This is a genomic window from uncultured Parasphingopyxis sp., assembly GCF_937129435.1.
GTDB lineage: Bacteria > Pseudomonadota > Alphaproteobacteria > Sphingomonadales > Sphingomonadaceae > Parasphingopyxis.
On sequence record NZ_CAKZNF010000084.1, the window covers coordinates 1 to 5,790 of the forward strand.

7 protein-coding genes are annotated in these 5,790 nt (G+C 62.4%); 4 read left to right on the forward strand and 3 right to left on the reverse strand.

The annotated features are described in order from the left end of the window. From dnaG to Q0139_RS13445, 3 genes are all read right to left on the reverse strand, one after another. Positions 1 to 811: DNA primase (gene dnaG / locus Q0139_RS13435; protein WP_298022975.1), on the reverse strand; the 811-nt coding region annotated here is incomplete at its 3' end. 161 nt (positions 812 to 972) lie between these two features. Further along, positions 973 to 1,671, reverse strand: a complete 699-nt coding sequence (locus tag Q0139_RS13440; RefSeq protein WP_298022977.1) for a hypothetical protein — start codon at positions 1,669 to 1,671, stop codon at positions 973 to 975. A gap of 93 nt (positions 1,672 to 1,764) precedes the next feature. Beyond that, a complete protein-coding gene (locus Q0139_RS13445) occupies positions 1,765 to 2,220 on the reverse strand; it encodes a GatB/YqeY domain-containing protein (protein ID WP_298022979.1) in 456 nt (151 codons plus the stop codon). A 179-nt stretch (positions 2,221 to 2,399) separates the two neighbouring features. Here Q0139_RS13445 and carA point away from each other — a divergent pair, with 179 nt between their 5' ends. The 4 genes from carA to carB all read left to right on the forward strand — a co-directional run. Continuing rightward, complete coding sequence (gene carA, locus Q0139_RS13450) at positions 2,400 to 3,653, forward strand: glutamine-hydrolyzing carbamoyl-phosphate synthase small subunit (protein WP_298022982.1); 1,254 nt, start codon at positions 2,400 to 2,402, stop codon at positions 3,651 to 3,653. Further along, positions 3,653 to 4,231 (forward strand): hypothetical protein, encoded by a 579-nt coding sequence (locus Q0139_RS13455; protein ID WP_298022985.1) that lies wholly within the window; start codon positions 3,653 to 3,655, stop codon positions 4,229 to 4,231. Before carA ends, Q0139_RS13455 begins: the two co-directional genes overlap by 1 nt. A gap of 162 nt (positions 4,232 to 4,393) precedes the next feature. After that, positions 4,394 to 4,657, forward strand: a complete 264-nt coding sequence (locus tag Q0139_RS13460) for a hypothetical protein (protein WP_298022989.1) — start codon at positions 4,394 to 4,396, stop codon at positions 4,655 to 4,657. A gap of 95 nt (positions 4,658 to 4,752) precedes the next feature. Continuing rightward, a partial coding sequence (gene carB / locus Q0139_RS13465) for a carbamoyl-phosphate synthase large subunit (protein ID WP_298022991.1) occupies positions 4,753 to 5,790 on the forward strand: 1,038 nt, incomplete at its 3' end.

The following is a 5,790-nucleotide window of genomic DNA, read 5'->3' on the forward strand; positions in this document are numbered from 1 at the left end:
CCTGATGCAGCGCGATCGCATCCATATAGCCCTCGACGACGATGATCCGGTCGCTTTCGCGCGAGGCCGGTCCAGCCAGGTCGAGATTGTAGACGGTGCGGCCCTTGTCGAAGAGCGGGGTATCCGGGGAATTCAAATATTTCGGCTCGCCATCGCCGAGAATGCGGCCGCCGAACGCGATCACCCGGCCGCGCGGATCGCGGATCGGAAACATCAGCCGTCCGCGAAACCGATCATAAGGATCGCGGCCGTCGTCCGGGCAGATCAGCAACCCTGCTTCGACGAGCATATCGGTGCCGAATTGTTTGAGTGCCTCACGAAGGCTGCCGCGTGAATCGGGGGCATATCCCAAGGCGAAAGTTTGCGAAGTTTCAGGGGTGATGCCGCGGCGTTCCAGATAGGCGCGGGCGCCCGCTCCGGCGTTCGAATGGAGCTGTTCGGTGAACCATTTCGCGGCAGCTTCGGTAACATCGCGCAAATTTGCGGACCGTTCCTGCCGCTCCTTCGCGCGGGGATCGGGGGCGGGGACCTGCATTCCGGCCTGCTCGGCGAGTTCCTTCACCGCATCGATGAAGGAAAGCCCGCGCGTTTCCGTCAAAAAACGGATCGCGTCGCCATGCGCGCCGCAGCCGAAACAATGGTAGAACGCCTTCTCGTCGTTGACGGTGAAGGAGGGGGTGTTTTCTTTGTGGAAGGGGCAGCAGGCCTTCCATTCGCGGCCCGCCTTTTGCAGCTTGGTGTGCCGCCCTATCACGCTCGACAGCGTGGTCCGCATACGCAGTTCGTCCAGAAAGGCGGGGCTGAGCGACATGGCTCTATTATAACGGTTAACCCGTATCGAAGAAAAACTCAATCGCGGCGTTCACAATCCCCCTCCCGTTTACGGGAGGGGTTAGTGGTGGGCGGAGAACAGCGTCGGAGATTCGAGGGGCGGGCCCACCCCCGGCCCCTCCCGCAAGCGGGAGGGGTGTACTACTCGCAGACTGCCGCCATCTCGCCGCCTTCGGCCGGTATCGGGCCTATCCCGGTCGCTTCCTCGCCATCGGCGACGAAGCGATATCGGCCCTCGGGTCCGGCGGGCGGCTGGGTCGACTGCCAGAAAAAGGTGATCGTCTCGCCCGTGCTCCAATTGGCTTCGGGCGGGACCGTCCAGGTGATGCGGCCCCCTTCGCAGCTGATCACCGCGTTGAAGCCCGGTGCGAGCATCTCCCCTGCCGCTTCGATGTCGTAGCCGGCAACGCCGGTAAAGCCATAGGCGGGAAAATCGAGCGCGAAGCTCGTCGCCTGTTCGACGGGGATCAGCCGCTCGGGCGTCGGCATCCCTTCGTCGTTCGGCCCGTCAAAGCCCGGGCGCACTTCATAGATATAGGTGTAGATCGTACCTTCGGGCGCGGTTTCCGGATCGCACGTCTCGCCGTCATTCTGGCACTGGACGCGGCTCGAAAGGTCGCCGACGGCGACATCGCCGGCGATCAGCGAGACCTCGATTTCGGGCCCGAGCGGGCCCTGCACGGTGCCGCCCAGTTCCAGCGAGGCGAAGTCGGTCGGTGTGACGATATCCTGCGTATCGGAAACCGTGCCTTCCTCTTCGGGCGGAATCGGTTCCTCGTCTGCCACGCCATTGCAGGCGGCTAGCGCCATGACGCTGGCGGAAAGAATGGCAATTCGCATGGCGGTTGTTCCAGTTCGGGTTCGGGCGAAACGGTCGCGCATTTCGTCCCCGCTTGGTGAAAGTTCAAGCCCCCTTGATCGGCAGGCGGGGATTTATTCCGCCAGCTTCGCCTTCGTCATAGCGCTCGCCTTGCCCATGTCGAGTTCGGCGCCGTAGCGCTGCTTCAATAGTCCCATCACCTTGCCCATGTCCTTCGGTTCCTGTGCCCCGGTCTCGGCGATGATCGCATCGATGACGGCGGAGGTCTCGGTCTCGTCCATTTGGCGAGGCAGGAATTCCTCGATCACCGCAAGCTCGGCCTTTTCCGCGTCGGCCAGTTCCTGCCGCCCGCCCGCTTCGTACATGCCGATCGATTCGCGGCGCTGCTTCACCATTTTCTGCAACACCTCGATCACCATGGCATCGTCGTCCTTGGCATCGCCCTCGGTACGCAGTTCGATATCGCGGTCCTTGATCTTCGACAGGATCAGCCGGACGGCGGCGAGACGTTCCTTTTCGCCCGCCTTCATCGCGCTGATCTGGGCCGCCTTTACGTCGTCGCGGATCATATACTGGTTCCTAGCAAGCAGGGGTACGGGGTGAATTGATGTGCTCTCCCCCCTATCTGTTGATAAGGCGATTGAACAGCCATTGACCGGCGCCGGTGCGCCTCCTAGCTGACAGCCGTTTGCGCGCCCGGCAGACTCGGACCCGGCGCAATCGAAACGAAGAACAAGGACACCCGATCATGGCGGACGCCAAACCGAACCCCGCGCCTGAAGGAGCGACGGGCGTATTGGTTCTGGCCGACGGCACGGTGGTGTGGGGACGCGGCTTCGGCGCCGAGGGAAGCGCGGTCGGCGAAGTCTGCTTCAACACGGCGATGACCGGCTATCAGGAGATCATGACCGATCCCTCCTACGCCGCGCAGATCGTCACCTTCACCTTCCCGCATATCGGCAATGTCGGCGCCAATATCGAGGACGAGGAATCGCAGAACCCGCACGCCGTCGGCTGCATCGTGCGCGAGGATGTGACGAACGAGAGCAATTTCCGATCGACCCAGCGCTTCGACCAGTGGCTGAAGGCGAACGGCCGGATCGGGCTGGCGGGTGTCGATACGCGCGCGCTGACGCGGCTGATCCGCCTGAACGGCGCGCCTAACGGCGTGATCGCCCACAATGCCGGGGGCGAATTCGATCTCGACGCGCTGCTGGAACAGGCGAAGGGCTTTGCGGGCCTCGAAGGCATGGACCTCGCTAAGGACGTCTCGTGCCGCCAGCTTTACGAATGGGGCGACGGCCTGTGGCGCCTCGGTTTTGGCTATGAGACGCCCGAAAACTCATCGTCATTCCCGCGAAGGCGGGAATCCAGCTCCCATCGATCGGAGATGGATTCCCGCCTTCGCGGGAATGACGATGAAGGCTCACCCGCTCCCGACAAGCCCCATGTCGTCGCGCTCGATTTCGGCACCAAGCGCAACATCTTCCGCCATCTCGTCGCCGCCGGCGCCAGGGTGACGGTGCTGCCCGCCACCTCCTCCTTCGAAGACGTAATGCGGCACGAACCCGACGGCATCTTCCTGTCGAACGGCCCCGGCGATCCCGCCGCGACCGGCGAATATGCGGTGCCGGTGATCCGGCAATTGATCGACACGGGCAAGCCGGTGTTCGGCATCTGCCTCGGCCACCAGATGCTCGGCCTCGCCATGGGGGCGAAGACGGTGAAGATGCACCAAGGCCATCGCGGCGCCAACCATCCGGTGCAGCGCAAGGAAGACGGCCGCGTCGAGATCACCAGCATGAACCACGGTTTCGCCGTCGATATCGACACGCTGCCCGAAGGCGTGACCGCGACGCATGTCAGCCTGTTCGACGGCTCTCTGTGCGGGCTGGAGATGGACGGCGGCCGGGTATTCGGTGTGCAATATCATCCCGAAGCCAGCCCGGGGCCGCAGGATAGTGCCTATCTGTTCGAAAAATTCGTCGGGGCTCTTTCGTAATGGATTTGCCGCCACCCAGCTACGATGAGACTTTTCAGGCCGTTGTCCAATGCGAGATAGCGCAGGAAAATGTCAGCGTCGCTTATGACGATCGCATGCAGGCCGATGTCGTGACGATCAGTGATTTGGGTGAACTGACGGACCGAAAGCTTGGATGCCTCAAGCATGCCATCCATCCTTTCTATATCCTGACAATCGAGAACGGAGAACAATCAGCGGCATTCTATGAATTTTCGCGACGGGAGGATCGACCGATTCAAAGGGCCGAAGCCACCGAATGGCTACGGACCAGAAACCTGCTTGACCGGTTGCCCGCTTTTGATCCTGATCGCGGTCTTGAGAAGTTTGCCACTGACATAGAGATCGCTTGCGGAGTGGGGGAAGGAAGCGCGCTGGTGCCTCTGGGTACATCGAGCCTGATTTTGCGGCACGACTTTATCCAAGCCCAAGACCTGACCGCGGCGGACGATATCCTCTCATGCGTCATGCACATGTTCACTGCATCTGACGCTCAGGAACACGAAGTGAGCTTAGGCTTCATCGGCAATGAGGCAGTCGAAGAAGGTGACGATCGCTAACGCTCCGAAGGCAGAAGAATTTAAACGGCTCTTAACAACAGCGCCCACCTATCCAGAAGGTTCGTCGAGGCGCTATAGGGAATGCAGGTGTCGCATTTTGACCGGGTCGCAGGTCTGCCGGGAGAACGATCCAACCGGCGCAAAGAAAGAAGGGGAAGTTTGATGAAAATGGTAATTGTTCTCGCTGGCGCGGGGATCATGCTGGCCGGGTGCGGCAGCTCGCTCGCCGATCAGGCGCGCGACGAATGCATCTCGCAGGGCCAGGAAATCGAAGCACAGCTTGCCGCCGCCGGTGTCGAGCTGGACGAATATTGCGCCTGCGCCACCGAGGGCCTGACGGCCGCCGATGCGCAGGACCAGGGCGTGCTCGCCCAGCGGGCCCAGCAGTGCATCAGCGACGCGATGTCGGGCAATCTGAGCAGCTAGAATAACGACCAGCAAGGCCGCTCCGCCCGCCCGGATCAGAAGGGAAGGCGGGGCGGCTTTTCACGATTAGCGACAGGAAAGCGACACTTTTTCGAATGCCCAAGCGTACCGACATCTCCTCCATCCTCGTCATCGGCGCCGGGCCGATTATCATCGGCCAGGCGTGCGAGTTCGATTATTCGGGGACGCAGGCCGTAAAGGCGCTGAAGGAAGAGGGCTATCGCATCATCCTCGTCAATTCGAACCCGGCGACGATCATGACCGATCCCGAGCTGGCCGATGCGACCTATGTCGAGCCGATCACGCCCGCCATCGTCGCCAAGATTATCGAGAAGGAACGGCCCGACGCGGTGCTGCCGACAATGGGCGGGCAGACGGCGCTCAACACGGCGCTGGCGCTCGCGCAGGACGGGACGCTCGACAAGTTCGGCGTCGAGCTGATCGGCGCCGATGCCGAGGCGATCGACAAGGCCGAGGACCGTGAGAAGTTCATCGCGGCGATGAACGCCATCGGCCTCGAAAGCCCCCGATCGCATATCGCGACCAATATGGAAGAGGCGATGGCCGGGCTCGACAAGGTCGGGCTGCCCGCGATCGTCCGGCCCGCCTTCACGCTGGGCGGCACGGGCGGCGGCGTCGCCTATAATCGCGAGGAGTTCGAGCAGTATGCACGTGGCGGGCTCGACGCCTCGCCGGTCAGCCAGATCCTGATCGATGAGAGCCTGCTCGGGTGGAAAGAATATGAGATGGAGGTCGTTCGCGACAAGAACGACAACTGCATCATCATCTGCAGCATCGAAAACGTCGATCCGATGGGCGTCCATACCGGCGACAGCATGACGGTTGCCCCGGCGCTGACGCTGACGGACAAGGAATATCAGATCATGCGCAATGCGAGCATCGCCGTGTTGCGCGAGATCGGGGTCGAGACGGGCGGGTCGAACGTGCAGTTCGCGGTGAACCCGGCGGACGGGCGGCTCGTCGTGATCGAGATGAATCCGCGCGTGTCGCGGTCCTCGGCGCTGGCGTCCAAGGCCACCGGCTTCCCGATCGCCAAGGTCGCGGCGAAGCTGGCGGTGGAGCACGACCTCGACGCGATCGACAACGATATTACCGGCGTGACGCCCGCCAGC

Bases quoted from the DNA above. Each gene is read 5' to 3' on its own strand.
- Q0139_RS13455 (WP_298022985.1), top strand. From the start codon at position 3,653: ATGGATTTGCCGCCACCCAGCTACGATGAGACTTTTCAGGCCGTTGTC.
- Q0139_RS13445 (WP_298022979.1), bottom strand. From the start codon at position 2,220: ATGATCCGCGACGACGTAAAGGCGGCCCAGATCAGCGCGATGAAGGCG.
- Q0139_RS13440 (WP_298022977.1), bottom strand. From the start codon at position 1,671: ATGCGAATTGCCATTCTTTCCGCCAGCGTCATGGCGCTAGCCGCCTGC.
- carA (WP_298022982.1), top strand. From the start codon at position 2,400: ATGGCGGACGCCAAACCGAACCCCGCGCCTGAAGGAGCGACGGGCGTA.
- Q0139_RS13460 (WP_298022989.1), top strand. From the start codon at position 4,394: ATGAAAATGGTAATTGTTCTCGCTGGCGCGGGGATCATGCTGGCCGGG.